The organism is Duganella caerulea, from assembly GCF_040362985.1.
GTDB lineage: Bacteria > Pseudomonadota > Gammaproteobacteria > Burkholderiales > Burkholderiaceae_D > Rugamonas > Rugamonas vulcania.
Genome location: NZ_BPWJ01000003.1, coordinates 340,420 through 367,081 on the forward strand (window position 1 = coordinate 340,420; position 26,662 = coordinate 367,081).

The following is a 26,662-nucleotide window of genomic DNA, read 5'->3' on the forward strand; positions in this document are numbered from 1 at the left end:
TGGAAGACTCATGCAAAAAAATATCGCCAGCCTGAAGGCCGCCGCCATCGCCGCCGCCCTGTTCTGCGCCTTGCCGCACGGCGCGCAAGCGGTCAGCAACGAGGAGATCACCAAGCGCCAGTTCGCGGCGCTGGTCGCGGGCCCGGAGCCCAAGACGGCCGAGCTGACGATGTTCCTGACCATGATGCCCAAGGGCGGCGACCTGCACCACCACTACTCGGGCGCGATCTACGCCGAGCAGTATCTGGAGTGGGTGGACAAGGAAGGCTACTGCGTCAACAAGAACACCTACCTGATCGACACCAACAAGGCCGACACCACCGCCGAACAGGCCAAGCCGCTGGCGGACCGCGTCTGCCTGTCCGGGCAGGACGTGATGAACAATAACACCGTGCTGGCCAACCTGCTGCAGCGCTGGGCGGACAAGGACTTCTACAACCACGGCGCGCTGCAATCGCCGCCGGACCGCCAGTTCTTCGACACCTTCGGCTTCTTCGGCCCGGTCTCCTCGACCAACGCGGCCGATGGCCTGCAGCGCCTGAAGCAGCGCGCCATCCAGGAAAACCTGAGCTACATCGAGACCATCTACGAGATCGCGCCGATGGCGCAGGACGCCGATTTCGACCGCAAGGCCGCCGCCGGCGGCATCACCGACGCCGACCTGGCCGCCTACGCCGCCAAGCTGGAAACCAACGGCGACTTCCAGGGCTGGATCGCGGCCTACCTGAAAAACGTGGACACCGCCGGCGCCGGCATCGACGACGCCAACTTCACGCTGCGCTACCAGCCGTTCGCGCTGCGCTTCCTGACGCCGTCGCAGGTGTTTTCGCAGATGGTGGCTAGCTTCAAGCTGGCCACGTCCAACCCGAAAATCGTCGGCGTCAACATCGTCGGCCAGGAAAGCGTCAACGTCTCGATGCGCGACTACGCGCTGCAGATGCGGATGTTCAAATTCCTGAAAACGAAGCAGCCGGGCGTGAAACTGGCGCTGCACGCGGGTGAATTGGCGCTGGGCGTGGTGCCGCCGGAGGGCCTGACCTTCCACATCAAGGACGCCATCGACGTCGCCGGCGCCAGCCGCATCGGCCACGGCATCGACATCGCGCACGAGACGGACGCGCTGGCGATCATGAAAAAAATGCGCGACCAGCGCATCCCGGTGGAGGTCAACCTGACCAGCAACCAGTTCATCCTGGGCGTGAAGGGCGAGGCCCATCCGGTCACGCTGTATCGCAAATACGGCGTGCCGTTCGTGCTGTCGACCGACGATGCTGGCGTCTCGCGCAACAACCTGTCCGGCGAATACGTGCTGTACGCCGCCCGCTACAAGCCGGACTACGCCGAGATCAAGAAACTGTCCTACGACAGCATCCGCTATTCCTTCCTGGCTGATGTCGATAAACAACGTTTATTGAAGGCATTGGACGGCAAATTCGCCAAATTCGAGGCCGCGATCGCCGCCGCCCCGGTCGCCAAGAGCCGCTGAGTTCGCTTCGGGGACGGTCCGCCGTCCCCGAAATGTTGCGCTGCCGCGACGGACAGTCTAGTGTTACAGATCTAATTTCCCCCTGGCCACTTTCCGGGTGGCTTGTCATACTTGTCATATTTCCTCAGGGATGTGGCAACATTGCGACATTGGCAGGGGAGTTCGCACCAGATCAGTGCGTTTTATGAATGAAATTTATTCAAGCGACGTTTGGTCTACTATAATACTCCCCTTAAAGATGCGCCTCGCTTACAGAGCGAAACCTGCGCGGTTCAGCGCCCCATTTATATCGCTTTCGTATAAATCCCTAAAGTAAATCGTATTTGTCACGCATTTTTTGCTGATGCATAGTTGTTTGAGATGCTTCCAAACTGCCAACTTTTATTGGCGTTTCGAGGGTGTTGCATGCAAATGTCAGTCAGGCAAGTCAGTGACAGTCTGATCAACTGACTTCTTGTCATGTTGATGAAATATTTACTGGTTACAATTTTGTGATGTCATGGGCACTTTGTGTCAAGAATGTGACCGCGGGCCATAAGCCCGCCCGGTCCAAGGCATCTTAGAACACAATAAATTTTTTTACATAAACTGGGAGTTCCCTTAATGCAATCCGCCGTTAAACACAATCCGACGCTGCGTCTGAGCCTGGTCGCTCTGGCCTGCCAGATGGTCTGCATGGGCGCCGCGTACGCGCAGTCCGACGCCGCCCCTGCCGCCAAGCCAGCCACCGAAACCGTGACCATCACCGGCCGCAAAGTCGGTATGGGCCTGATGGTGCAGGAAGACGTGCCAAAAGCACGTTCGACCGTGACCGCCGAGGAACTGGCGAAGCAGCGCCCTACCGGTAACGCCTACGACGCCCTGGCGCTCATGCCAGCGGTGAACACCTACAGCTACGACGGCACCGGCCTGTTCGGTGGCGGCCTGACCCTGCGCGGCTTCAACAGCGACCAGATCGGCGCGACCATTAACGGCGTTCCAGTGAACGACTCGGGTAACTTCGCTGTGTTCCCACAAGAATTCGTCGACCAGGAAAACACCTGCACCACCTTCGTGACCCAGGGTTCGACCGACGTCGACTCCCCGCAAGTTGGCGCCACCGGCGGTAACTTCGGCATCACCACCTGCGATCCGGAAGACAAGCAGCGCTTCCGCATCATGCAAACCGGCGGCCAGCTGAGCATGTGGAAAACCTACCTGCGCCTGGATACCGGCAAGTTCGCCAACGACAAGGCCAAGGTCTTTGTCTCCGTGTCGCACGCCGAAGCCAAGAAATGGAAGGGTCTGGGCAAGGCGATGCGCGACCACATGGACGTCGGCTTCAACTACGACTGGGATCGCTTCAACTACATCCACGGCACGGTCCTGTACAACCGCGCCATCAACAACAACATCAGCACCTTCAACCTGGCTGACCTGAAAAAGAACGGCTACTACTACGACTACGCCACGACCTTCACCGGCCGCGCGGCTCCAAGCCCAGGCAAGGCAGGCAACGACACGCTGCCAGCCAATGCCGACTCGTACTACAAACTGGCGCTGAATCCGTTCGAGAACGTGATCGCCTCGGCGACCGGCAAGTTCCGCCTGAACGACAGCACCGACATCAAGGTCGTGCCTTACTACTGGTACGGTTACGGCACCGGCGGCGTGCAGGAAAAACTGATCAGCGAATCGGGCTTCCTGAATCCTGCGACCGGCAAGCTGAATGCCGGCGTCGACCTGAACGGCGACGGCGATACGCTGGATAAAGTGCTGATGTACAGCGGCAGCATCACCCGCACCCAGCGCCCAGGTATCACCACCACCGTGATTGAAAACCTTGGCGACCACCAGCTGCTGGCTGGCTTCTGGTACGAGCGCGCCAACCACCGTCAAACCGGTCCGATGACCAAGATCGACGCCAACGGCAATCCGGGCGACGCCTGGTTGCGCGACGGCCTGATCACCCGTCCGGACGGTTCGCCGTACGAGTCGCGCGATTGGAAGACCATCAGCACCGCGTACCAGGCCTTCGCGCAGGATACGATCTCGCTGGGCGACAAGGTACTGGTCAACGTCGGCGTGCGTACCCCGCACGTCAAGCGTGACTTCACCAACTACCCTAACGAAGGCTTCAACTCGTCGACGGCCTACTCGCTGAACCCGACCTACAAGGCGTACCTGCCGCAGTTCGGCGTGCGCTACCGCATCACCAACGACGACCAGATCTTCGCCAGCTACGCGAAGAACTTCCGCGCGCCGCCTAACTTCGTGTTCGCGACGACCGGCAACAACGTGGTGATCAGCCCAGCCGGCCAGGCGTACCTGGCCAGCGCGGTGAAACCTGAAACGTCGTGGAACCTGGACGTGGGCTACCGCCACCAGACCGCCGCGATCACCACGTCGGCAACCGTGTTCTACATCGATTACAAAAACCGTCAGGCCAATGCAACCGATCCGAACACCCAGACCAGCACCTACACCAACGTCGGCAACGTCAAGAACAAGGGCTTCGAGCTTGAACTGGGCAATACCCCGATCAACGGTTTCTCCGTGTATGGCTCGCTGGGTTATCTGAAAACCGAGATCCAGAACAACCTGGCCGGCGGTTTCGATGCAGCGACCAAGTCGATCATCTACCTGCCTACCGGCGGCAAGGAGTTCCCGCTGGCGCCGAAGTGGAAAGCTGGTCTGAGCGCTTCGTATGAGACGGATGCATGGTACGTTCGCATGACCGGCAAATACACCGCTCATCAACAAGCCACGCTGATGAACGACGAAGAAGTTCCAGGCTACACCCTGGTTGGCCTGGACGCCGCTTACCAGTTCCCAAGCTGGGGCGCGTTCAAGACTCCTAAGCTGAGCCTGAACGTTTCGAACCTGACCAACCGTCAGTATCGCAATCCTACCGGCCTGGCAAACAACGCTGTCGCTTATGGCGCCATCAAGTCGGCCAACGTGTTCTACTACCTGGGCGCGCCACGCATGATGTCGGCAACGCTGCGTGTAGACTTCTAATTGTTTCGCATCCGGTGGCGGCTCACAAGGTCGTTGCCGGACTCGTAGCGATGAGAATCGTACAGGCCTTCGGGCCTGTCGTCGTTTTCGGGCCGGGTTGTAGTTGATCCGGCCATATGCGAGCGCCGCGCGCGACGTTCGCATATGGCCGCCGCCATCAGGGCGGCCGCCGCATTCTGAGTGAGCTTTTGATGATCAAGTTTTCCCTGCCCGCGCTGACGTGCTGCGCGGCGCTGCTCCTGTCTTCCTGCGCCTTGCACAAGCCGGCGCTCCCACCCGGCACGGCCCAAGTCGAACTGGTCACGCTGAACGATTTCCACGGCAATCTCGAAGCGAGCAAATACGTGCTCGATAGCGCCTACAGCCGCGGTGAACGCACCATCGTCGCCGGCGGCATCGACACGCTGGGCGCGGCGCTGCAGGCCTGGCGCAAGACCGATCCCGAACTGCTGCTGGTCGGCGCGGGCGACTTGATCGGCGCCAGTCCCGCGATCTCGTCGATGTGGGCCGACGAGCCGACCATCGGCGCGATGGACCTGCTGGGCCTGCGCGCCAGCTCGCTCGGCAACCATGAATTCGACGCCGGCCGGATCGAGCTGCTGCGCCAGCAAAAGGGCGGCTGCAATTCGCCGCGCGCCGACAAGGCCTGCAAATTCGAGAACCCCTACGGCGGCGCCAGGTTCCAGTACCTGGCCGCCAACGTCATCGACATGGTGACGAAGAAGCCGCTGCTGCCGGCCTACAAGATCGAGCAGGCGCATGGCGTCAAGATCGGCTTCATCGGCGCCGTGCTGCGCGAAGCCACCGAGAAGGCGCCGGCGTCCGGCATCGCCGGCCTGGATTTCGTCGACGAGGCGGACGCCATCAACCGCCAGCTGCCGGAACTGCGCAAGCAGGGCGTGGGCGTGTTCGTGGTGCTGATCCACCAGGGCGGCCGCACCACCGATAAATTCGACCAGCAGGAATGCAGCCACTTGAGCGGGCCTATCGTCGATGTGGTCAAGCGCCTCGATCCGGCGATCCGGCTGGTGGTCAGCGGCCACTCGCACCGCGGCTACCTGTGCCGCGTGGACGGGCGCCTGGTGACGCAGTCGGACATGGGCGGCCATGTCCTGTCGCGCATCACGCTCACCGTCGACACGGCCAGCAATACGCTGCGCAACGTCAGCGCGAAACAGGAGGTGATGATTCCCGGCGCGTGGCCCGCCGATCCGGCGCTGGACGCCTACATGAAAAAAGTCCGCGACCGCAGCGCCGCCGCGCTGGCGCGTCCGGTGGCGGCGCTGGCCGTGCCGAGCGTGCCGCGCGAAAAACAGGACGACGGCGAATCCGCGCTGGGCGACCTGGTCACCGACGCCACGCTGGCGGCCGGCCGCCCGTACGGCGCGCAGATCGCCTTCGTCAACAACGGCTCGTTGCGGCATGATCTCGACACCAGCGCCGGCAACCGCGTCAACGTCGGCCAGCTGCTGGCGGCGCTGCCGTACACGAATTCGCTGGTGGTGATGAACCTGCGCGGTTCGCAGATCCGCGAGCTGCTGGAGCAGCAGTGGAACGGCGGCCGCGATATCACGCGCGGTTTGCTGCAGGTGTCGGACGGCTTTAAATACACCTGGGACCCGAGGCGCGGGGAGGGCAGCAAAGTGCTGGCCGATACCTTGACGCTGAACGGCGTGCCGATCGAGAACGGCACCGTCTACCGCGTGGTGGTCAACAACTTCCTGGCCGAGGGCGGCGACGCCTTCCCCGCTTTCACGCAGGGCAGCAACAAGGCCATGACCAACATCCGCGACATCGACGCGCTGACCGATTACCTGACCCGGCGCGAGCAATATGGCAAGCCGGCCGGCCGTAGCGAAACACAGGGCCGCATCAAGCGCCTGCAACAACCCTAGGAGTCACCATGCGTCGCGTTTTACTTTCCGTTTTGCTGCCAGCGTTGCTGGCATCGGCCCTGCCTGCGCGTGCCGAGTTTTCGATACCCGGTTTTGAACTGGTGCAGACCGCGCCGGTGGAAACCCCGCTGCACAGCGGCGACCTGCGCGACCCGGCCACCGTATGGAGCGAATTGTTCGACGGCGCCAAAAGCGAGATCGCGCTCGGCCAGTTCTATGTGGTCGGCCATGAGGGCAGCGTCTTCAACAAAGTGGTTGAACACCTGGAGGCGGCCGGCAAGCGCGGCGTGAAGATCCGCTTCCTGCTGGACCAGAAGGGCGTCGGCCTGTCGGACAAGGCCACCATCGAGCGTCTGAAGGCGATACCGAACCTGGAACTGCGCATCATCGATTTCAACAAGCTGACCGGCAACGGCATCCTGCACGCCAAGTACATGGTGGTCGACGGCGCCATCGCCTACATCGGCAGCCAGAACTTCGACTGGCGCTCGTTCGAGCATATCCACGAGACCGGCCTGCGCATCACCGACGCGAAGATCGTTGGCCAGGTGCAGGCGGTGTTCAACCAGGACTGGCGCGCGCAGGCGATCACCGCGCAGGGCCTGGTGGCGCCGGCGTTGAACGTCAAGGTGGCCACGCCGGACATCCATCAGTCGACCTTCCTGCTGGCCAGCCCCAACCAGTTCAACCCGGCCGGTGTCGGCGATTCCGAAGCGGGCCTGCCGGCGCTGCTGGCGGAAGCGAAGACCGAAGTGCGGGTGCAACTGCTGGATTACGCGCCGCTGAGCTACGGCCCGAAAGGCACGCGGCCTTACTACGCCGTGATCGACAACGCGGTGCGCGCCGCCGCCAACCGTGGCGTCAAGATCAAGCTGATGGTATCGAACTGGAACCTGGAGGAGCCGGCGCTGGTCTACCTGAAAAGCCTGGCCGTGCTGCCCAACGTGGAGATCCGCGTGGTCACGCTGCCGGTGGCCAGCAGCGGTTTCATTCCATTCGCGCGCGTCATCCACAGCAAGACCATGGTGATCGACAACCAGATCGCATGGGTTGGCACCAGCAACTGGAGCGGCGGCTACATGGACCTGTCGCGCAACCTGGAGGTTGTGATGCGCAACGAGAAGATGGCGCAGCGCCTGGCCGCGCTGCAGGAGCAGACGTGGAACTCGCCGTACGCGCAGCCGCTGGACATCAACAAGAAGTACGCCAAACCCGCCAAAGGCAGCCCCGAATGAACAAGCTTGTTTTAACCGTGGCGCTGAGCGGCGCCTTCGTTTCGTTCAACGCCCAGGCATGGGGCAATGACGGCCACCGCGCCGTCGGCGCCATCGCCGACCAGCTGATCCAGGGCAGCAATGCCGAACAGCGCGTGAAGGCCTTGCTGCTGCCGGGCGAGAGCCTGGAGAAAATCTCCACCTGGGCCGACTGCGTCAAGGGCACGTATTGCGGTCCGCTGAGCGAAGAGATGACGGCCTATGTCGCCGCCAATCCGCAGCACAGCACCTACCACTACACCGACGTGCCGTTCCAGAACGCGCACTATCACGACCACGACGCCGGCACCGCCGACGACGATATCGTGCAGACGCTCAAGCAGTGCATCGCCACTTTGCAGGGCAAGGGCGACAAGATCAGCAACCCGCACAACTTCACGCAGCGCCAGGCGCTGCTGATCCTGACGCATCTGGCGGGCGACGTGGTGCAGCCGCTGCACGTGGGCGCGGCCTATGTCGACAAGAACGGCGCCTTCGTGGTGCCGCGGAAGCAGGCGCAGATCGACGCGGTGCATATGTACGACGCACGCGGCGGCAACGACCTGCTGCTGGACGATATCAAGATGAGCGCCATCAGCGCGCAGCTGATCCCGGCCGCACCGGTGGAGGCCAAGCCGCCCGCGCAGGCCGCAGTTGCAGGCACGCCGCCGCGCGCGCCGCAGACCACGCGCCCATTCCATTCGTATTGGGACACCACCGTGGTGAACTACGTTTTCCGCCGCATCGGCGCGCACTCGCCGCAGGAGTTTGCGCAACTGGTTATCGCTTCCAAGCCGGCGGTGGAGGCCAACACCGGCGATCCAATCAGCTGGCCATACGCGTGGGCCGATCAGTCGCTGGCCGTGGCCAAGGTGGCGCACACCGGCGTAACGGCCGGCGCCATCGGCCAGCAGACCAGCAAGACCGGCGAAGTGTTTAACGTCTGGTCGCTGACGGTGCCGGACGATTATCCGGTCCCCAGTTCGGCCGCCGCGAAGACGCAGCTGATCCAGGGCGGCTACAACCTGGCCGCCGTGCTTAAGGCGATCTGGCAGTAAGCCGGTTTATTTTCCGGTGAGGGGATTGAACCACAGTTCGCCGCGTGCCAGCGGCGTCTGTGGCGTCAGTTTCGGATTGGCGAGGTGGATGACGCGGCGCTTTTGCATGGCTGTGGTCTTGATCAAGTCGCCCTTGTAGCGCTGGAACAGCGTATCCAGCGTGCCGTCCTTGATCATCATTTCCATGCCCGTTTCGATGCGCTTGGCCAGCAGCTTGCCCTCGGCGTCGCGCCGCACGAAGAAGTAGCGCGGCAGCGGATAGTGCAGCAGCAGCGTTTGTTCCACCGCCATCCGCGGATGGCCATCATGGCGCTCCTGGAACTCGCGCAGCGCCTCGTCGGCCGAGCGCGAATAGAAATCGAAGCGGCCCGCTTCCAGCATGGCGAACAGCCCTTCGTAGCTGCTGCCTTCCACGACCGGCACGCCGGCTTTCTCGAGGATGGGAACATCGGCCCAGCCCTGGCCCAGGCCCGCGCGCAGGCGGCGCAAGTCGGCGATGGTCTTGACCTGGGAGAAGCGCTGCTGGTCGGCCGCGCGTATCAGCAGCAGCCGGTAGCCCAGCAGGCCGCGATCGACCGGCAGCCGCACCGGCATGAACTGGCGCTCCAGTTCCGGCGAGGTGGCGCGCACGAAGATGTTGATGCGTCCCGACGGCGACGTCATCTCCTGCACCACGCGCGGCGGCGACATCGCCACATCGGACTGGTGTTGTTCAAATACGCCGAAGCGTGGCGTGGTCTTTTCCAGCGCGGCGCGCAGCACCGCCCAATCGTAGTCGTAGCGGCTGTCGATGCCGTCGCTGGTGAGCGGGTAGGTGAGATGGGTCGCCGCGAAGCCCGGGGCCGCAATCATGCAGGACGCCAGCAGCAATGCGCGCCAAATCCCCTGCAATGTATAGGCCATGTTCATGCTGCGTGAGCTCTATGAAAAGCCTAGTGTGCCACGCCCTGCGGCACCGCGCCAAATTTTTCCGCGCACCGGGACGGCAAAGCATCAACCGGCGGGCACTTTGGTAGCGCCCACAAGGACTCCTCAGGAAGGACCGGCCGTGATGCGGGATAGCTGATATGTTTGCAAACTTGTAAATGCTCGGAGGTTCCATGAAGCGCGTTCTTTGTGCCTTGCTTTCCTTGTTGATGATGCCAGCGGTGTCGGCGCAGCAGCGCAGCGACGATTCCTTGGGACCGCTCACGCACTGCTTTGACGGCAGCAAGTTCAAGGTCGGGTCCAGGGACCGGCTGCCTGTGACAAAAAAATGGCGTCAGGTGGATAGCGCCGGCGGCAAAGCCGATGTATCGCTGGACGACGGTTATCGTTTGCTGCTCTTCACGGACGGCCCCAATCCGGTGGTGAACCTGAAACTGGAGCGTGCGGCGCCGGGCCGCGTCGCCGCCGACCGAGACGCCATCTTCGGCCAGATGCAGTTTCTGGTTGCGCAGAACCCCAAGGACAGCACGCAGTTTTTCTCATCGGAGCAAGGGGATATCGAACACCTGACGGTGCGTAAAACTGCAATGGACGGTCATGGCATCGCCAACATGGAGACGCTGATCCAGCAGCGCACCAGCACCGTCGCAACGGCCTACCTGATCGATACCAACCCCGCCGGCTTCGAAGCGCTGCGTGGGGAGTTCCTGTCGCTGCTGTCGGCCTGCATGGAGAAGCAGTAGACGCGTCAAGGCGCCAGTACGACCTCGATGCCCAGTTCGCGGTAGGGCGCCAGCAGCGCTGCGGGCACGCCGGCATTGACCACGATCGCGCCGATGCGCTCCAGCGGCGCGATCTGGAACGGCGAGGCGGTGTCGAGTTTTTCGGGCGACGCCAGCACCACCGTCCTGACCGAGGCCGCCGCGATGGCGCGCTTGATGCCCGCTTCGTCGTAGTCGCCGGTGCTGATGCCTTGCAGCGGATGCAGGCTGCACACGCCCATGAAGAAGATGTCGGCGCGGATCTGCGCGATGGCTTCCAGCGCGGATGGTCCCATCGCCACGATCGAGTGCTTGAACAGGCGGCCGCCGATCAGGATCACCTCGATCAGCGGATGCCCGGCCAGCTCCACCGCGATGCTCGGGCTGTGCGTGACGACCGTGCAGCGCAGTGCCGCCGGCAGCGCGCGTGCCAGCTGGACGGCGGTGGTGCCGCCGTCGATGAACACTACTTGTCCCGGCTCGATCATGGCCGCCGCGGCGCGCGCGATGGCGGGTTTGGCGTCGCTGGAGAGCTGCTGGCGCTGGGCGAAGTTGCCCATCGCTGGCGAGGCGGGCAGGTCGAGCGGCAGCGCACCGCCGTGCACTCGCTGCAGCAGGCCTTCCGCCGCCAGCTCGCGCAGGTCGCGGCGGATGGTGTCTTCCGATAGCCCCAGCTCCTCGCTGAGTGTTTTGGCGACGATCTGGCCGTCCTGTTTCAGGCGGGCGATCAGCAGTTCCTTGCGTTGGCGTGTCAGCATATGCATGAATTTTCTTGATGTTGCACGATATTGCATGATATCGTAAAAAAACGCAACCTTGATCAAGGAGATCGACATGCCCGAAGACCGCATCCGTATCCACAAAGTGGAGACCCTGTCCGACGACTGGTTCCTGCTGCAAAAGACCACCTTCGACTACCGCCGAAACGACGGCACGTGGCAACGCCAGACACGCGAGACCTACGACCGTGGCCACGGCGCCACCATCCTGCTGTACAACCGCGAGCGGCGCACGGTGGTGCTGGTGCGGCAGTTCCGCTTTCCGACCTACGGCAACGGCCATGACGGCTTCCTGATCGAAGCCGCTGCCGGTTTGCTGGACCAGGCCAGTCCTGAAGAGCGCATCAAGGCCGAGGTGGAGGAGGAAACCGGCTACCGCGTGGGCGAGGTGCGCAAGGTGTTCGAAGCCTTCATGAGTCCAGGCTCGGTGACGGAGCGGCTGTACTTCTTTGTGGCCGAATACGAGCCCGCATCGCGCATCGGCAGCGGCGGCGGCATCGAAGAGGAGGGCGAGGACATCGAAGTGCTGGAGTTGACGATGGCAGAAGCGATGCAGATGATGGCCGACGGCCGCATCGCCGACGGCAAGACCATCATGCTGCTGCAATACGCCGCGCTGCATCTGCTGTAAAGTGGCAGGTATGAAGACATACTTTTTACTTGTGCTGCTGGCCGCCGGCCAGGCTGCGGCGGCGGGCGATGCCAAGGTGGGGGAGGTGCTGTTCAAGCGCTGCGCTTCCTGCCATCAGGTCGGGACTTATGCGCAGGGCGGCTTCGGGCCGCAGTTGAACGCCATCGTCGGCCGCCGCGCGGCGTCGACCAAGGACTACAAGTACTCGGACGCGATGAAAAAGTCGGGACTGGTGTGGGACGAGAAAACGCTGGCCGCATTCCTGCGCGCGCCGCACGACGTGGTGCCGGGGACCAGCATGCGTTTTTGGGGGATCAAGGATGAACAGCAGGTCGCCGACCTGCTGTCCTATTTGCGTTCACTACATTAGCGCGATTTGACGAACGGCGTACCGAGTGCCTTCGGCGCCACCGACTTGGCCATCAGGCCTGCCAGCACGATCACGGTGACCACGTACGGCACCATCTGGATCAGCGAACCTGGCAGGCGGCCTACCACCGGCAGGTCCACGCCTTCGATCTGGATCTGCACCGCGCCGAAGAAGCCGAACATCAGGCAGCCGAGGAAGGTGTACACCGGACGCCAGTTACCGAACACCATCGCGGTCAGCGCCAGGTAACCTGCACCGGCCGACATATCGCGCAGGAAGAAGCCGCTCTGCACGATCGCCAGGTAGGCGCCCGAGAACGAGCACAGTACGCCCGCGATCAGCATCGCGATATAGCGCTGGCGCTCGACGCTGACGCCGGCCGCATCGGCCGCGTGCGGGTTCTCGCCGCAGGCGCGCAGGCGCAGGCCGAAGCGCGTGTGGTACAGCACCCAATGCACCAGCGGCACCAGGCCAAACGCCAGGTACACCAGCACCGAATGGCCGCCGATCAGGTGCGCGTACAGCCAGCCGATGAACGGTATGCCTTCCACCGCCGCGCTGCCGGGCAGCACCACGTCGAACAATCGCGCCTGGCCCAGGTCCGGCGTGCGTCCGCCTTGCTGGAAGAAGAACTGCGCGACCACGAAGGTCAGGCCGCTCATGGCGATGTTGATCGCGATGCCGGCCACCAGCTGGTTGCCCTTTTGCGTGATGGCGACATAGGCTTGCAGCGTCGCCAGCAGCACCGATACCAGCATGCCGGCGGCCACGCCGTACCACGGGTTCTGCGTGGCGAAGGCCACGGCCGCCGACACGAAGGCCGACGCCAGGATCTTGCCTTCGAGGCCGATGTCGATCACGCCCGAACGTTCGGCGAACAGGCCGGCCATGCCGGCGAAAATCAGCACCGGCGCGTTGCGCACGGTCGATACCAGGATGCTGCCGATTTGGAGGTCTTCAAAAGTCATGTCGGTCTCACTTCTTCCGTTTGATCAGGGCGGCGATGGCCGGGGCGTAGAAGTTCTCCATCGCGCCGCAGAACAGGATGATCAGGCCCTGGATGAAGATGAAGGTCTCGGGCGGGATGTTCTGTTTTTCCAGCGACAGGTCGAAGCCGCCCTGGATCAATGCGCCGAACAGCACGGCCGACAGGAAGATCCCCACTGGATGCTGGCGTCCCATCAGCGCGATCGCGATGCCGACGAAGCCCGCGCCACCGACGAAGTTCAGCGACAGGTAGTGGGTCGAACCCATGATGGAGTTGACCGAACCCAGGCCGGCCAGCGCGCCGGAGATCAGCATGACGGTGATGATCATCTTGCTGATGCGGACACCCGCGTAGTGCGCCGCATGCTTGTTCAGGCCCGTGGCGCGCAGCTTGAAGCCCCACGAGGAACGCGACACCATCACGCCGTAGATCACCAGCGCGATGATCGCCAGGAAGAAGCTGATGTTGAGCGGCGTCTCGCCCAGCACCGGGAACCACTGGTTCAGGCGCGGCATTTCGGCGGCGGCGCTGAAGGCGCGGCTGGCCGGATTCTGCTCGCCCGCCGGCACCAGGTATTTGACGATCACGGTGTTCATCAAGGCGCCGGCGATGTAGTTGAACATGATGGTGGTGACCACCACGTGACTACCACGCTTGGCTTGCAGGTAGCCGGGCAGGAAGGCCCACAGCGCGCCGAACAAGGCCGCGCCGATCATGCCGACCGGGATCAGTATCCACATCGGCAGCGAGCTGTCGAAGGCCAGCATGGCCAGCGTCAGGCCCAGGCCCGCGAAGTACATCTGGCCTTCGGCGCCGATGTTGAACAAGCCGGCCTGCATGGCGATCGAAACCGCCAGGCCGGTGAAGATGAAGGTGGAGGCGTAGAACAGCGTGTAGCTCAAGCCCTCGGGATTGACGACGGCGCTGTTGATCAGGATGCCCATCGATTCGATCGGGCTTTCGCCCAGCAGGTAGATCACCAGCGCGGCCACCAACAGGGCCGACAGCAGGTTCAGGATGGGCATTACAAACGCGGTTGCCCAGCGTGGCAGGTCGTGGTTATTCATGATTTGTGCATCCCGCCCATCAGCAAGCCGATACGGGTCGTGTCGAATTCTTCAATTTTCAGTTCGCCGGTGATGCGGCCGCCGCACATGACCAGGATACGGTCCGCCAGCGCGCGCACTTCCTCCAGCTCCACGGACACCAGCAAAATCGCCACGCCGGAATCGCGCAGGGCGAGCAGCTGCTTGTGGATGCTTTCGATGGTGCCGATGTCGACGCCGCGCGTCGGCTGGCCGACCAGCATCAGCTTGGGCTGCGCCAGCACTTCGCGGGCGATCACCACCTTTTGCTGGTTGCCGCCGGAGAGCAGGCCGATACGCAGGTCATGGTTGTTGGGGCGGACGTCGAAGTTCTTCATCAGCTCCGCGCAGCGCGCGGCGATGGCCTTGAAGTCGAACAGGCCCCAGCGGTTTTTCAGCTTGTCCTGGTAGCCGAGGATGGTGTTGTGCATGACCGAGAAGGCCTTCACCACGCCGTCGCGCAGGCGGTCTTCCGGAATGTGGGCGATGCCCAGGTCGCGGAAGGTGCGCGGCAAACCGTCGGCGTCGGAGCGGCCGGCGAAGGGCAGCGCCTTGCCGAGGAATTCCAGCTTGCCGGAGGTCGGCAGACGCATGCCCGACAGGATCTCCATCAACTCGCTCTGGCCGTTGCCGGACACGCCGGCAATCGCGACGATCTCGCCGGCGCGCAGCGTGAAGCCGATATCGGCCAGCAGCTTGACCTGCTGTTCGTCCTGCAGCTGCAGGCTTTCCACCTGCAGCACCGGCGCGCCCGGATTGTAGGGCGCGCGCGGCAGGTTGTTTTCAATCGGACGGCCGACCATCATGTTGGCCAGGTCTTCCTTGGTGGTGCCGGCGGTCGGCACGGCGCCGATCACGCGGCCGCCGCGCATCACGGTGACGGTGTCGGTGATGTCGAGGATCTCCTGCAGCTTGTGCGTGATCAGGATGATGGTCTTGCCCTGTTCCTTGAACAGGCGCAGGATCTCGAACAGCGACTCGGTCTCCTGCGCGGTCAGCACGGCGGTCGGCTCGTCCAGGATCAGGATGTTGGCGCTGCGGTAGATCTGCTTGAGGATCTCCACGCGCTGCTGCGCGCCCACCGACAAATCGTGGATGGTGGCCAGCGGATCGACGTCGAGGCGGTAGCGGGTGCAGATCTCGCGCAGCTGCGCTTCGACGGCGGCGCGCTTGGCCTTGAGCTTGAACCCGCCCTCGCTGCCCAGCATCACGTTATCGAGCACGGTCATGTTCTCGACCAGCATGAAGTGCTGGTGCACCATGCCGATGCCCAGCTCAATCGCTTCCTGGCTGTTGTGGATGCGGCGCGCCTGGCCATCGAGCAGGATCTCCCCGCCGTCGGCGCGGTAGTATCCGTACAGGATGCTCATCAGGGTCGATTTGCCGGCGCCGTTCTCGCCCACCAGGCCATGGATGGAACCCTTGGCGATGGTGAAGCTGACGTCCGTGTTCGCTTTGACGGCTCCGAAATGCTTGGAGATGCCGCGAAATTCTACTGCTGGCTGCATAGGATCGTTTTCGGTGCGGGGTTGGATAAAAATACGCAAAATGTTAAACGCGCCGCACGGGGAGTGTCCCCGGCGGCGCGCTCAATGTTCAAACATGGGTCAGGCCGGGCAGGCCGCGCCCGAACGGATGTCGATGACCTTTACCTTGCCGTCGATGATGTCCTTGCGGGCACCCATGACGCGCTTCTCGATTTCCGGCGTGATCAGCTTGCGGTTGTTCTCGTCCAGCGCCCAATCGACTCCGCCTTCCTTCAGGCCCTTGGCGGTGACGCCGGCCTTCCAGGTGCCGTTCTTCATCTGCATGAAGGCGTCGTACACGGCGACGTCCACGTGCTTGACCATCGAGGTCAGGATGGTGCCGGGATAGAGGCCGTTCTGGTTCGAGTCGACGCCGATCGCCAGCTTGCCTTTTTCCTTCGCGGTCTGCAGCGTGCCCAGGCCCGAACCGCCGGCCACGGCGAACACCACGTCGACGCCACGGTCGAACTGCGAGCGTGCCAGCTCACCGCCCTTGGCCGGGTTGTTCCACGAATCGGAGGAAGTGCCGACCATGTTGGAGTTCATTTCGATCTTCGGGTTGACCGCCTTGGCGCCCTGGGCGTAGCCGCAGGCGAAGGTGCGGATCAGCGGGATGTCGACGCCACCGATGAAGCCCAGCTTTTTCGATTTCGACGCCATGGCCGCGGCCACGCCGGCCAGGTACGAGCCTTCTTCTTCCTTGAAGGTGATCGAGTTGATGTTGGCGCCTTGCGCCACGCCGTCGATCAGCACGAAGCGGACTTTCGGGAATTCCTTGGCGACCTTCTGCACGGCGGCCTGCTGGGCGAAGCCGATCGAGGCGATCATGTCCAGGTTCTTGCGGGCCAGGCCGCGCAGCACCTGCTCCGCCTGGGTGTCGCTGGAGGCTTGCACCTCGATGAAATTGATGTTGGTTTCCTTCTTGAAGCGCGAGGCGCCTTCAAAAGCGGACTGGTTGAACGACTTGTCGAACTTGCCGCCTGCGTCATACACGATGCCCAGCTTTGGGTCAGCCGCGGACGCGCTGGCAGCGATGAACAGTGCTGCAACCGTCAAACTAAGTTGTGAAAGTTTCATGAATGGGCTCCTGGAAGATCGATATTGTATATTTTTATTGGACGAAACATGTAATTCGAGGCCGCTTTATCGCGGCAAATCCCTGATTTTTAGAGGTTTGCCTCGGGGATGGCCGCCGTTTTACGCCGTCAGCGCCAGCAGTTGGTCAAAAGCTTGTTCAAATTGCAGCAGGCCGGCGGACAGCAACTGCTGGCCCACCGTTTCCAGATCGATGCCGTGGCGCGCCAGTTGCGCCATCACGGCGCGGTCGGCGTCGATGTCGGTGTCGAGCAGCGTGGCGGCCGCCTCGCCGTGGTCGCGGAAGGCGGCCAGCGTGGCGTCGGGCACGGTGTTGATGGTGTGCGGGCCGATCAGGCCCTCGACGTAGCGCACGTCGCGCTGGTCCGGGTGCTTGGTGCCGGTGCTGGCCCACAGCAGCCATTGCGGCGTGGCGCCGAACGCCGCGAACACGGCGAAGCCGCCGTCGTTCTTCCAGTCGTGGTAGGCGATGCGGGCGGCGGCCATGGCGGCGCGGCCGCGCAGCGCGACCGCGGTCTCGTCGGCCGAGTTTTCCAGCAGGGCGTCGACCGCGACGTCGATGCGGCTGATGAAGACGCTGGCCACGCTGGCGATGCGCTGCACCGAGGCGGTGTCCTGCAGCCGGCGCGCCAGGCCGCGGCGGTGGGCGGCGCGCACGGCCTGGATCTGGCTGGCGGTGAAGATCAGCGTCATGTTGACGTTGATGCCGGCGTAGATCACTTCCTCCAGCGCGGCGATGCCGGCCGGCGTGGCCGGGATCTTGATCATGGCGTTGGGCCGGTCGATGGCGGCCCACAGGCGCTTGGCGGCGGCGATGGTGCCGTCGATGTCGTGGCTCAGACGCGGCGACACTTCGAAGCTGACGAAGCCGGCCTTGCCGTCGGACTCGCGGTACAGCGGCGCGAACAGGTCGCAGGCGCGCTGCACGTCCGGCAGCACCAGCGCCTCGAAGCGCGCCTCGGGCGTGGCCAGCGCGGTGCGCAGCTGCGGCAGCGCGGCCTGGTAGGCGGCGTCGTGGCGGATGGCGTGGTGGAAGATGGCGGGGTTGGACGTCAGGCCCTGGATGCCGTCGTCGGCGATCAGCTGCGCCAGCTGGCCGGAGGCGAGCAGGCCGCGGCTCAGGTTGTCGAGCCAGATTTGTTGTCCCAGCGCGCCGACCGCGCGCAGCCGGCTTTGTTCGAGCATGTTATTCATCTACATCTACCGTCCAAGATTGTGTCCCGGCGACCATTGCCGGGAGTCATGTCGCACTGCCGCAACAGTTGAGGCCGAATTTAATATTGTTGTGCTGTTGCTTTTTTGTCCGTTTGGAAAAATTTCCTGCTTGTTGGATAACCCGATTTCCGCATGTTCAGGGGCTGCCGGGGCATCCCGAGGGGGGCTCGAAATCGCGGTTTTAGCTGTGGGCAGGGTGGTTTTCCAGTACTAAACAACCCGTTTTCCGGGCGGTCCACTACTATGCATCAGTGCCGATATGTACGACAAATTCGATTTTATTTAGCTATTTATATAAAATTGATATGAATCGAATCATCGAAAAAGTGAGTTTCTGCCATTTTTTTCCATGCTAGCATGGTTGGTAGTTTGCATATTCTTGTGCCAAACAGCGTAGTTTCGATACATTTTTACCAACAAAAAACACAGACATCGCCCGCCGCAATCCGCGGCGAAGGCGAGATTTTGGATTGATATTTCAACCTTGCCTACACAATAGGGAGCAGGACTCATGAGCAAAAAAAGTAGTGGTTACGCAGCGCGGACACTGATCGCGCTGGCAGTTGCAAGCGCATTCCCGCTGCACGCAGCAATGGCTGCCGAAGCGGCCGCCGCCGTTGCAGCAGGCCAGCCGGCGGCCGACGCCCCGGAAACCGCCACCAAAGGCCAACTGGAAACCGTGATCGTGACCGCGCAGCGCCGCGCCGAGAACATCAAGGACGTGCCGATGTCGATCGCCACGCTCAAGGGCGACAAGCTCGACGTGCTGACCTCGGGCGCCGCCGACATCCGTTTCCTGGCCGGCCGCTCGCCGTCCGTCAACGTGGAATCGGACTACGGCCGCACCTTCCCGCGCTTCTACATTCGCGGCCTGGGCAACACCGACTTCGACCTGAACGCTTCCCAGCCGGTCGGGCTGGTGATGGATGACATCGTCCAGGAAAACGCCATGCTGAAAGGCTTCCCGGTATTCGACGTGGACCAGGTCGAAGTGCTGCGCGGCCCGCAGGGCACGCTGTTCGGCCGTAACTCGCCGGCCGGCGTGATCAAGTTCGACTCGGCCAAGCCGGTCTTCAAGCAAGAGGGCTACCTGACCCTGGGCGTGGGCAACTACTCGTCCAAGACCGCCGAAGGCATGTTCAACATCCCGGTCAACGATGTGGTCGCGCTGCGCTTCTCCGGCACTAGCCAGCATCGTGGCGACCGCGTGCAGAACACCAATCCGAACAAGAACACCGGCACCCAGGACTTCGAAGGCTACGGCGACAACGCCTTCCGCCTGCAGGCGCTGGTCAAGCCGAACAAGGACTTCAGCGCGCTGTTCAACTACCACGAGCGCGACTACCACGGCAGCGCCACGCTGTTCCGCGCCAACATCATCAAGAAGGGCACCAACGACCTGGTCGACGGCTTCGACTACAGCTCCTATCCGACCGACGGCGTCAACTACCAGAAGCTGACCACCAAGGGCGGCAACATCCGCCTGAAGTACAACCTGGACGACATCACGCTGCACTCGATCACCGGCTACGAAACGCTGAAGTTCAACAGCCGCGCGGACGTGGACGGCGGCTTCGGCGCGTCGTACGCGCCACCGTACGGTCCTGGCTATATCCCGTTCGCGGTTGAAACGGCCGACCTGCTGCCCAACCACAAGCAGTTCTCGCAAGAGCTCCGTGCCGAGTCGAACTACAAGGGTCCGCTGCAGTGGATCGGCGGCCTGTTCTTCTTCAACGAAGACATCCAGATCGACTCGATCAGCTTTGACTCGTTCACCCCTGGCAATCCGCAGAACGCCGCGTACGCGCAGCAGTTCCAGCACGCCAAGTCGTGGGCGGCCTTCGGCTCGCTGAACTACACCGTCAGCGACAAGCTGAAGGTACGCGGCGGCCTGCGCTACACAACCGACAAGAAGGAATTCTCGGCCGCGCGCTTCGAACCGCCTCTGATGTCGGGTCCGTTCGAGATCGACAACACCTCGCACAACCTGAGCTGGGATGTGAGCGGCACCTATGAACTGAACAAGACCACCAACCTGTTCGGCCGCGTGGCCACCGGCTACCGCGCGCCATCGATGCAGGGTCGCCTGAACGGCCTGTCCGACAAGCCATCGTTCGCCGGCGCCGAAAAAGCGTTGTCGTATGAAGCCGGTATCAAGCAGGACTTGTTCGACAAGCGCGCCCGTCTGAGCGCTTCGGTGTTCCAGTACCGCGTCAAGGACAAGCAGCTGACCGCAGGCAGCGGCGGGATCAACATGAACCAGCTGATCAACGCTGAAAAAGTGACAGGCCAAGGCGTTGAAGTGGACTTCCAGGCCAATCTGAGCGATGAGTTCAGCATGACCCTGGGCGGCAGCTACAACGATACCGAGATCAAGGACAAGAACCTGTTCGTGCAGTACTGCGGCAACCTGGGGAACACCGCGCCTCATCCTTACGGCTGCACGCCGACCAACGCGGCCGGTCCGTTTGCCGGCACGTCCAAGATCGACGGCAACCCGCTGCCGCGCGCGCCGAAGACCCAGCTGAACTTCACCCTGAAGTACAGCAAGGACATCGGCGATGGCGAGTTCTATGCCTACACCGACTGGACCTATCGCAGCAGCTACAACTTCTTCCTGTACGAAGCGCCTGAATACAAGGCCAAGTCGCTGGTCGAAGGTGGCGTGCGCGCTGGCTACAAGTGGGGCAACGGTAAATACGAAGCAGCGCTGTTCGGCCGTAACATCACCGACAAGCGCGTGATCATCGGCGCCATCGACTTCGACAACCTGACCGGCATGTTGAACGAGCCACGCACCTGGGGCGGCACCTTCAAGGTCAACTTCTAAAACTCCTGGAATATGCTCAAACACCCCTCTGGAAGGGGTGTTTTTTAAGGCGGTATGGTATTCTATATATAAAAAACCAATCCCTGAAATGTCCCGTGAATAAACGTCGAAATCTCCTCACCCATCTGGCCGCCTCGATCCCGGCCTTGGCCATGTTCCCCTATGGCCTCGCCGCCGAGAAAAACAGTGTCCGGGATCCCGGCAAAGCGGGTAATCCGGATGCGGTAAATGGATGGAAAAATACGGGGTCGGGAATCGAATGCGCGCTTGACGAAACGCTGTTGCGCATCGACTTCGTGACAGACCAGATCGTCCGCGTGACTGCCACCCGCAACCCCGGCTGGTCAAAGGGAGCGAGCCTGATGCGTGTCGACATCGCCGCCAAACCGGGCCCGATCAAGACGCACCAAGCCGCCAACACGCTCACCCTGCAATCGGCCCGAATGTCGGTCAAGCTCGATCAAGCCACCGGTTCCATTTCTTTCTGGGGGCTGAATGGCGCGCTGCTGCTGGAAGAGTCCAACGCAAGCCCGCGGGCGTTCGAACCTGTGGAGGTCCTCAGGTCCGTGCCTGATGCCGCCACGGTCAAGACCGTCAAAACAGTCGATGGCGAGCGCCAACTGGTCGGCTCCTACGTGCGTAAGAAGGACCGGGATGCCTGGAAGGCGACCGCGCGCTTCAGATTCGGCGACCAGGAAGCGCTCTACGGGCTGGGTTTCGATGAAACCGGTGACCTGAACCTGCGCGGCAAGAGCAAGCGCCTGTACCAGCACAATTTGCGTGTCGTCGTCCCATTCCTCGTTTCCACCCGGGGCTACGGCCTGCTGTTCGATACCTATAGCCTGCTCACCTTCAGCGACGGCAAGGACGGTGCATCGGTGAGCAGCGACGTCGTTGACGAGCTGGATTACTACTTCGTACTTGGCAACTCCATGGACGGCGCGATCGCAGGCTACCGTCAGCTGACGGGCGGCGCCACCATGCTGCCCAAATGGGCCTTCGGCTACATTCAATCGAAGGAGCGCTATGTCACGCAGCAGGAATTGATCGATACGGCGAAGCAGTTCCGCGACCGGAAGATCCCGATGGACGTCATGGTCCAGGACTGGAACTACTGGGCCGATGGCCGCTGGGGCAGCTTCGTGCCGGATGCGGTGCGCTATCCGGATATCGGGGCGATGACAAAGGCCGTCCACGACATGAACGCGAAAGTGATGATCTCGATCTGGCCGAATCCGAGTCCGCTCGATCCGCCCGGCCGGGTCTTGAAGGAGCGCGGGTACACCCTGGCGGGCACCGAATACGTCGACTTCTTTCAGCGCAAGGCCGGCGATCTGTATTTCGACAATGTCTGGCAGTACCTGGGGCGCCACGGCATCGATGCATGGTGGTGCGATTCGACCGAGCCGGCCATCGCCGACTGGGGCGGCGCCAAGCGCGCCCAGGATGCCGATGACGTGAATATCCGCGTCCTGGCCGATACCGTCGGCGCGCAGTTCATGAACGCCTACGCACTGGCCGATTCGCAAAGCCTCTATCGCAACTGGCGTAAGACCGTGCCGAACAAGCGGCTGGTCAACCTGACGCGATCAGGGTATGCGGGAAGCCAGGCGGCCGGTGCCGTGGTGTGGACCGGCGATATTTCGGCGAGGTGGCCGGTACTCGTGCAGCAAATGGCCGCGCTTCAGCGTGGCAGCGCGTCTGGCACACCCTATGTCACCGTCGACATTGGCGGCTTTTTTGTCAAGCGCAAGGAGCAATGGTTCTGGGATGGCGACTATGCCGGCGGCGTGGACGACCTGGGCTACCGCGAGCTGTACACGCGCTGGCTGCAACTGGGGGTGTTTCTTCCGATGTTCCGCAGCCACGGGACCGACACCCCGCGCGAGCCCTGGCATTTCGGTGAGCCGGGCACGCCGTTTTACGATGCCATCCTGCGGTTTATTCAGCTGCGATACCGGCTCCTGCCACATATCTATTCGCTGGCCGGACTGGTGCATCTGCATGGCGCATCCTTCATCCGCCCGGTGGCGTTCGCCTACCCGGACGATCCGCGCACCCACGACCTGAAGTCGCAAATGCTGTTCGGAGAGGGCATGATGGTCAGCCCCGTGCTCGAGCCGATGTACTACGGCGCGCAGTCGGCGCCGCTGGCAGGGAAGGACAAGACGCGCGAGGTCTATCTGCCGAAGGGGACATGGATTGACTTCTGGACAGGGCGCCGGCTCGCGGGGGGCAAGACCATCATGGTGGATGCACCGATCGAGCGCATGCCGCTGCATGTTCGCGCCGGCAGCGTGATCCCCATGGGACCGGTGATGCAGTTTTCATCGGAAGACATGGACCCGGTGATCGAGCTGCGGGTCTATCCCGGTGCGGATGGCGAGTACACCTACTACGAGGACGCAGGCGACGGCTGGGGGTATGAGCGTGGCGAGTATGCGCTCACGCGCATGCGCTGGGATGACGCGGCGCGCAAGCTGACGATTTTCCGCCGCCAGGGCCATTATCCGGGAATGAAGGAAATGCGCAGGTTCAAGGTCGTCGTCGTCGGCCGCGCGGACGGCCTGGGTGTCGAACCGGCGGGCGGGACGACCAAGCCTGTCCGTTATGATGGACAGATGGTCGTCGTCGACGCCCTGATGCGCTAGATCTGGCCGCTGGTGCGCGCGGGTCGAAACCGCGCCCGCGCCAGGTCAGCGACGGCGACGACGCGCCGCCACGAGGACGGACAAGCCGCTCAACAGCAGCGCCAGCGAGCCTGGCTCGGGAACGGCGCTTACGCCTGCCACATTGATGTTGTCGAGTTCGTTGAAGGCGCCGGAGCCCAGGCGCAGTTCGCTGATACCGTTCAACCGCGTGTCCCAGGTGCCCCAGTCCCGCAGCACGCCGGCCGGTTTGCCATCGACCGACATCGTGCTCGCGTCCGTGTAGTAATCAAAGCTGATCAGGTTGAACTTGCCGCCGCCCACGCGGGTCAGCGTCACGAAGGAGTTGGCCCCGTTTTCGAGACCATCATGCCAATTGAAAGTCTGCGGCGCATACGTGCCGTCTCCAATGTGGGCCGCGCCGGACGGCGCGTTGGGCGTTGTCAGCGTCAGCACGAAGCCCGCCTCCTGGTAACTCAGGCTCTGGCCGTTGGCGCTCATGCTGTCGAGCAGCGCTTCGCCGTTGCCATAGAATCCGAACCGGACCAGGCTGTCGAAGGTCAGCATTTCGGCGTTGGCGTGGCCAGCCGCCGCGCCCAAAGCAAGGACCAGCGCGGTGAGGATGTTCGATAATTTCAGGGACTTCATTTAGTTCTCCAATTGGATTTGATTCATACACGTTTGCCTGCGCGCGGCCATGCGGGGCCGCGCGCAGCGATAGTCCGGCGGCTTAGTAGCTGAAGAAAACGCCACGGCCCGAGCCGCTGAGGTACAGGCGCCCAGGCACGTTCTGGTCAGCCGCCAGGGTGCCGATGCCGCCGAACTGGTGCTTGTCATCGTTGATGCGATTCCAGGTGGCGCCGGCGTCGTCGGAGCGGTACACGCCCCACACGCCGTTGAACACGCCGACCACGTACACCGAGGCGGAATAGCTGGCGCCGAAGGGCGCCTTGCCCAGGGCGATGGAGGTGGCACCGTACACATCGGGGAACCAGGTCGACTCGCCAAAGATCGGCGCGGTCACGTTCAGCCTGGTCCAGGTCGCGCCCGAATCGAGCGAGTGCAGGATGCTCCTTCCGTCAACGATCCAGATGTCGCCTTCCGCGTTCGGATTGACCGCGATCGATGTGTACTTGGTCTCGGTGTTCCAGGTGCTGGCCGCGAAGGTGGCGCTATCGGTGAAGGTGCGGCCGCCGTCGGTGGACGTGTAGAAGTGCGGCGCCTCCGACCATTGCGCATACCATACGCCGCCCGCGTTGTATGCATACACCTTGTTCGGGTTCTTGCGGTCGGCCACCACCCGGTAGGAGCGGTCGCCCAGGCGATTCAGGGCCGGCAGGTTGGTGTAGGTCCAGGTCGCTCCGTTGTCGGTCGTGTAGGCCGGCACCGACTGGGCTGGCGCCCAAACGATGTGGCCGGGTTGGAGGACCGCGATGTTCGATGCGTTGGTCATGTTGGCCAGCGCATCCGGATGGTTGGTCGGGAACGCCGTCCAGGTCACGCCCGCATCGGTGGAGTAGGCGCCGCCGGTCGTGTTGTTCCAGGCAGGATTGCCGATCGTTGCGATGTAGTTCGGATCGGACCAGGCCATGTCGGAGCTGTACGTGTTACCGCCGAACATATTGCGCGGGGTCATGCGCGTGGGCGCCTTGGTGAGTTCCGTCTGGACATGCGTGCCGGTGTCGCCCATGGTGCGCAGCAGGGTGTAGGAGGCGCCGGGAGGCGGCGCCATCAGGGCCATCGTCGCGGTTTCCTCTATGCCCTCGGAGACGAAGGTCCAGCTTGGCTTTGCAGCGGAGGCGTTCCAGGTTTCCCACACGCCGCCGGCCACGTGCATGATGTGCTCGCGGTTGTTCGGATCGATCTCGACGTCGTCGACCCAGCCCGACCAGCCGTCGAAGGTGCCGCTGTGCGGCGCCATCGCGGAGATCTCGCGCCAGGTGGCGCCGGCGTCGTCCGACAGCTGCACCACGGGCTGGCCGTCCCAGTTGCCCCAGGAATTGGTGACGCCGAGCGCGATGCGGGTGGTGGCGCCGGTGCCGGACACCGACAGGCCGCCCATGCCGAAGTTGACGCCCCATGTTTGCGGGTCGTACTGTTTCAGCAGGGTCCAGTTGCTGCCGTCGAATTTGTACAGCCTCGACGGGCCACCGGCGCCGGGGCCGGTGTCCTTCGTGAAGGCCACGTACATCAAGCCGTCCTGGTTGCGCACCATGTGGGGAATGTAGAAGCCGGCCACGTCGGCGGGCGTGGCGATGCCGTTCCAGGTCGCGCCGCCGTCGGTGGTCTTGTACAGGCTGTAGCCCAGCCCCGCCACGGCGCCATAGTCCTTGCCGACGGCCGTGTAGATGGTCTGCGTGGCGTTGCCGGTGCCCTTGGTATCGGTGTCGAAGATCACCTGTTCCATGCCGACCACGCCTTTCCAGAGGACGGCTTCGATCTCCTGGTCGCTCATCGTGTGCGTCGCCAGCGACTGCACCTGGTTCCAGGTCCGGCCGTAATCGGCGCTCTTCCACAGGCCGCTGGCGCGCGTGGCGTAGAACAGGATCGAAGGCTGGTTCGGGTCGACCATCAGGCGCTCGCCGACGGCGCGGCCCTGGCTGTTGCCGCCCGCCTGGAACGGCAGCTCGACGTACTCCCAGTTATCGCCCCGGTCGGTGGAAATGTACAGGCGGGCTTTGCGCGTGCCGCCCAGATACAGGCCCGCGCTCATGTAGACACGCTTGTCATCGTTCGGATCGAGGGCCATGGTTTCGCTGCCGTGGTAGAACTCCTCTGTGACGCCCATCATGTCCGTGATCGCGCCCCAGGCTTTGGTCGCGGCGTTCCAGCGGTAGACGCCACCGATGTCGGTGCGGGCGTACCGCACGTCCGGACTGGTCGGATGGAGCACCAAGCCGGGGACGTAGCCGCCGCCGCCGAACTTCACGCTTGCCCACCGGGTGGGTGCCGCCGGCCTGGCCGCGCCCCCTACGCTCATCAACGAAGCAAACTGCGGGCCCTCCGCGGACGCGGTGCCCTGACTGGCGCCACCGCAGCCGGCCACCAGCGCGGCCAGCACGCAGGTGAGGGCAATGATTTCTTTTTTGTTCATATTAAGTCTCCAGGAATAATA

At 63.0% G+C, this 26,662-nt stretch carries 19 protein-coding genes; 10 read left to right on the forward strand and 9 right to left on the reverse strand.

Going from position 1 to position 26,662, the window contains the following annotated elements:
- Window positions 1–10 precede the first annotated feature (10 nt).
- The 5 genes from ACUJB0_RS10845 to ACUJB0_RS10865 all read left to right on the forward strand — a co-directional run bounded on the left by ACUJB0_RS10845 (window position 11) and on the right by ACUJB0_RS10865 (window position 8,692).
- The gene (locus tag ACUJB0_RS10845; protein WP_444845231.1) at window positions 11–1,486 is read left to right on the forward strand and encodes an adenosine deaminase family protein; all 1,476 of its coding nucleotides are present in this window, start codon (window positions 11–13) and stop codon (window positions 1,484–1,486) included.
- Between the two features lie 603 nt (window positions 1,487–2,089).
- Window positions 2,090–4,486 carry a TonB-dependent receptor gene (locus tag ACUJB0_RS10850; protein ID WP_444845232.1) on the forward strand — a complete coding sequence of 799 codons (2,397 nt, stop codon included), beginning with the start codon at window positions 2,090–2,092 and terminating at the stop codon, window positions 4,484–4,486.
- Window positions 4,487–4,677: 191 nt separating this feature from the next.
- Window positions 4,678–6,381, forward strand: coding sequence for a bifunctional metallophosphatase/5'-nucleotidase (locus ACUJB0_RS10855; protein WP_444845233.1), 1,704 nt, complete (start codon window positions 4,678–4,680; stop codon window positions 6,379–6,381).
- Window positions 6,382–6,389: 8 nt separating this feature from the next.
- Window positions 6,390–7,616 carry a phospholipase D-like domain-containing protein gene (locus ACUJB0_RS10860; protein ID WP_444845234.1) on the forward strand — a complete coding sequence of 409 codons (1,227 nt, stop codon included), beginning with the start codon at window positions 6,390–6,392 and terminating at the stop codon, window positions 7,614–7,616.
- A complete protein-coding gene (locus tag ACUJB0_RS10865) occupies window positions 7,613–8,692 on the forward strand; it encodes a S1/P1 nuclease (protein WP_444845235.1) in 1,080 nt (359 codons plus the stop codon). Before ACUJB0_RS10860 ends, ACUJB0_RS10865 begins: the two co-directional genes overlap by 4 nt.
- 6 nt (window positions 8,693–8,698) lie before the next feature.
- Here the strand turns inward: ACUJB0_RS10865 and ACUJB0_RS10870 are convergent, their stop codons facing one another.
- Window positions 8,699–9,544, reverse strand: a complete 846-nt coding sequence (locus ACUJB0_RS10870) for a substrate-binding periplasmic protein (RefSeq protein WP_444845236.1) — start codon at window positions 9,542–9,544, stop codon at window positions 8,699–8,701.
- Window positions 9,545–9,792: 248 nt separating this feature from the next.
- Between ACUJB0_RS10870 and ACUJB0_RS10875 the strand changes: the two genes are divergently transcribed.
- Window positions 9,793–10,362: a hypothetical protein gene (locus ACUJB0_RS10875; RefSeq protein WP_444845237.1), complete on the forward strand. Its 570-nt coding sequence runs from the start codon at window positions 9,793–9,795 to the stop codon at window positions 10,360–10,362.
- Window positions 10,363–10,367: 5 nt separating this feature from the next.
- Here ACUJB0_RS10875 and ACUJB0_RS10880 read toward each other — a convergent pair whose 3' ends face one another.
- The gene (locus ACUJB0_RS10880) at window positions 10,368–11,138 is read right to left on the reverse strand and encodes a DeoR/GlpR family DNA-binding transcription regulator (RefSeq protein WP_444845559.1); all 771 of its coding nucleotides are present in this window, start codon (window positions 11,136–11,138) and stop codon (window positions 10,368–10,370) included.
- A 76-nt stretch (window positions 11,139–11,214) separates the two neighbouring features.
- Here ACUJB0_RS10880 and ACUJB0_RS10885 point away from each other — a divergent pair, with 76 nt between their 5' ends.
- Together ACUJB0_RS10885 and ACUJB0_RS10890 are read left to right on the forward strand one after the other, a co-directional pair.
- Window positions 11,215–11,790 carry an NUDIX domain-containing protein gene (locus ACUJB0_RS10885; protein ID WP_444845238.1) on the forward strand — a complete coding sequence of 192 codons (576 nt, stop codon included), beginning with the start codon at window positions 11,215–11,217 and terminating at the stop codon, window positions 11,788–11,790.
- A gap of 10 nt (window positions 11,791–11,800) precedes the next feature.
- A complete protein-coding gene (locus ACUJB0_RS10890; protein WP_444845239.1) occupies window positions 11,801–12,160 on the forward strand; it encodes a c-type cytochrome in 360 nt (119 codons plus the stop codon).
- Here the strand turns inward: ACUJB0_RS10890 and ACUJB0_RS10895 are convergent.
- The 5 genes from ACUJB0_RS10895 to tal form a co-directional block, all read right to left on the reverse strand.
- Window positions 12,157–13,128: an ABC transporter permease gene (locus ACUJB0_RS10895; protein ID WP_161083833.1), complete on the reverse strand. Its 972-nt coding sequence runs from the start codon at window positions 13,126–13,128 to the stop codon at window positions 12,157–12,159. The two genes, ACUJB0_RS10890 and ACUJB0_RS10895, sit on opposite strands and share 4 nt — an antisense overlap.
- A 7-nt stretch (window positions 13,129–13,135) precedes the next feature.
- Window positions 13,136–14,215, reverse strand: a complete 1,080-nt coding sequence (locus ACUJB0_RS10900; protein ID WP_444845240.1) for an ABC transporter permease — start codon at window positions 14,213–14,215, stop codon at window positions 13,136–13,138.
- Window positions 14,212–15,741: an ABC transporter ATP-binding protein gene (locus ACUJB0_RS10905; RefSeq protein WP_444845241.1), complete on the reverse strand. Its 1,530-nt coding sequence runs from the start codon at window positions 15,739–15,741 to the stop codon at window positions 14,212–14,214. Before ACUJB0_RS10905 ends, ACUJB0_RS10900 begins: the two co-directional genes overlap by 4 nt.
- A 99-nt stretch (window positions 15,742–15,840) precedes the next feature.
- A complete protein-coding gene (locus tag ACUJB0_RS10910) occupies window positions 15,841–16,836 on the reverse strand; it encodes a BMP family lipoprotein (RefSeq protein WP_161083830.1) in 996 nt (331 codons plus the stop codon).
- 120 nt (window positions 16,837–16,956) lie between these two features.
- A complete protein-coding gene (gene tal, locus ACUJB0_RS10915) occupies window positions 16,957–18,048 on the reverse strand; it encodes a transaldolase (RefSeq protein ID WP_444845242.1) in 1,092 nt (363 codons plus the stop codon).
- A 532-nt stretch (window positions 18,049–18,580) separates the two neighbouring features.
- Here tal and ACUJB0_RS10920 point away from each other — a divergent pair.
- Together ACUJB0_RS10920 and ACUJB0_RS10925 are read left to right on the forward strand one after the other, a co-directional pair.
- Window positions 18,581–20,899: a TonB-dependent receptor gene (locus ACUJB0_RS10920; RefSeq protein WP_444845243.1), complete on the forward strand. Its 2,319-nt coding sequence runs from the start codon at window positions 18,581–18,583 to the stop codon at window positions 20,897–20,899.
- Between the two features lie 95 nt (window positions 20,900–20,994).
- Window positions 20,995–23,550, forward strand: a complete 2,556-nt coding sequence (locus ACUJB0_RS10925; protein WP_444845244.1) for a glycoside hydrolase family 31 protein — start codon at window positions 20,995–20,997, stop codon at window positions 23,548–23,550.
- Window positions 23,551–23,595: 45 nt separating this feature from the next.
- On the opposite strand, the gene ACUJB0_RS10930 is transcribed toward ACUJB0_RS10925, so the two are convergent.
- Together ACUJB0_RS10930 and ACUJB0_RS10935 are read right to left on the reverse strand one after the other, a co-directional pair.
- Window positions 23,596–24,195, reverse strand: coding sequence for a PEP-CTERM sorting domain-containing protein (locus ACUJB0_RS10930; protein WP_444845245.1), 600 nt, complete (start codon window positions 24,193–24,195; stop codon window positions 23,596–23,598).
- 82 nt (window positions 24,196–24,277) lie between these two features.
- Window positions 24,278–26,641: a WD40/YVTN/BNR-like repeat-containing protein gene (locus ACUJB0_RS10935; protein WP_444845246.1), complete on the reverse strand. Its 2,364-nt coding sequence runs from the start codon at window positions 26,639–26,641 to the stop codon at window positions 24,278–24,280.
- Between the last annotated feature and the right edge of the window lie 21 nt (window positions 26,642–26,662).